The 2,134-nt window shown below is 40.3% G+C and carries 1 protein-coding gene; it reads right to left on the bottom strand.

Annotated elements, in window-relative coordinates:
• A partial coding sequence (locus ACNKXV_RS12245; RefSeq protein ID WP_417908026.1) for an ABC-F family ATP-binding cassette domain-containing protein occupies positions 1-1,866 on the bottom strand: 1,866 nt, incomplete at its 3' end.
• Positions 1,867-2,134: the final 268 nt, after the last annotated feature.

The following is a 2,134-nucleotide window of genomic DNA, read 5'->3' as shown; positions in this document are numbered from 1 at the left end:
GAGCTTCTCCAGGAGCTCAAACCACCTTTCCGTTTTAGTTTCTATCTGGTTTTCAACCTCCTTCAATTCCATAGAAGTCTTGTCGATTTCTTCTCCGCTTAATTCCTGCAGGAATTTCTGCTGAATACTTTCTTTTTGAGATTCCAGTTTTGCGATCTCTTTTTCCAGTTTGCTGTATTCTTTCTTTTCAGCATAGCTTAAAGAAGGTCCGGAATTACTTGATTTGAATTCTTTCTTTTCCTTCTTTGTCTGAGTTTCTGAATCGACAGATTTCTCTTCCTTAGGTTTAGATGCTTCATATTCCCTATAATCGGTATAATTTCCTGGGAAATCCTGAACTTCACCTTCACCTTTGAAAACAAAAAGGTGGTCGGTGATCTTATCCATAAAGTAACGGTCGTGCGAAACCACGATAATACATCCGGGGAAATCCAGTAGGAAATTCTCGAGGACATTTAAAGTGAGTACATCCAGATCGTTGGTTGGCTCATCCAGAATTAAAAAGTTGGGATTCTGAATTAAAACTGTACATAAGTAGAGTCGTTTTTTTTCACCACCACTCAGCTTTTCTACAAAATCATATTGCTTTTTCCGGCTGAAAAGGAATCGCTCCAAAAGTTGTTCTGCCGAGATCTGTTTCCCTTTTTTCAACGGAATATAATCCCCGAACTCCTTGATAACCTCGATCACTTTCTGTCCCGGTTTGATCTTGATCCCTTTCTGAGTATAATAGCCGAATTTAATTGTTTCCCCAATTACTATTTTTCCGGTATCCGGCTGAAGATTTCCGGTTAACATATTCAGGAAGGTAGATTTACCCGTTCCGTTTTTCCCAATGATGCCAAGGCGCTCTCCTTTCTGGAAGGTATGGCTAAAGCCTTTCATCAATTGTTTGCCACCTAATTCTTTCGAGATGTTATGAAGTTCGACGATCTTACTTCCCAGGCGCTCCATGTTGAGTTCCAGCTGAACTTTATGGTCCTGTCTGCGCTGACTCGCTCTGTGCTTGATATCATGGAAATCCTCTATTCGGGATTTAGACTTTGTGGTTCGTGCTTTTGGTTGGCGACGCATCCATTCCAGTTCTTTTTTGTAGAGCTGCTGTGCTTTCCCCGTATTGGTATCTTCCAGCTGATGTCTTTCCTCCTTTTTATCCAGGTAGTAAGAGTAGTTTCCTTTATAAGTATAAAGTTTACCTTCTTCCAGTTCGATGATCTCATTACAAACCCTTTCCAGAAAATACCGGTCGTGGGTGACCATGAAAATTGTGAAATCCTGTTTCCGGAAATATTCCTCCAGCCATTCGATCATATCCAGATCCAGATGGTTGGTAGGCTCATCGAGGATTATGAAATCTGGTTTTTTAAGAAGCATTCTCGCTAATGCCAGTCGCTTTTTTTGTCCCCCGGAAAGGTTTTTCACCACCGCCTGCAGGTCTTCCAGATTCAGTTTAAAAAGTATCTGCTTGAATTCCGTTTCAAAATCCCAGGCATTGTTGGCTTCCATGGCATCCATGGCTTTTTGAAGCGCATCTGAATCCTCAGGATTTTGCATCGCCTTTTCGTATTGCGCTACAACCTTAAGAGTAGGATTCTCACTGGAAAAGATACTTTGTTCAATGGTGAGCTCCGGATCCAGATCCGGTTCCTGAGAAAGAAATGCTACCCGAATATCATTGCGATAGATCACCTGACCTTCATCCGGCGAGTCAGTTCCTGCAAGAATATTTAGGAGACTGGTTTTTCCGGTTCCGTTCTTCGCGACAAAGCCAACTTTTTGATCTTTGTTAATTCCAAAACTGATATTCTCAAAAAGCTCACGTTCGCCGTAAGATTTGGCTATATTTTCTACTGAAAGGTAATTCATGCTATGTTTTCGGTTGTATATTTTCCGTTCCGGGATCAAAAGTACGAAGTAACATTGAACAATTTCAAAAAACGCTTATCGGTTGTGGGTTTACAGATTATGCATTTTAGTGGTATAATCAGATTTCTCAGTAGTCCTCATGTGTCGGGACTCTTTCGAAATGATATAAACCAATGCTATTTTCATTTAGACTGAAGGGAGAGATCTTTTTAATTAACAATTCCCATTTAACAATTCCCAGGAAGTTATTAGGTTTAACTTTATTATT

This window comes from Christiangramia aquimixticola, from assembly GCF_048285835.1.
Lineage (GTDB): Bacteria > Bacteroidota > Bacteroidia > Flavobacteriales > Flavobacteriaceae > Christiangramia > Christiangramia aquimixticola.
Note: the sequence above shows the minus strand (reverse complement) of the source record. Positions and strands in the feature narration are given on the sequence as shown.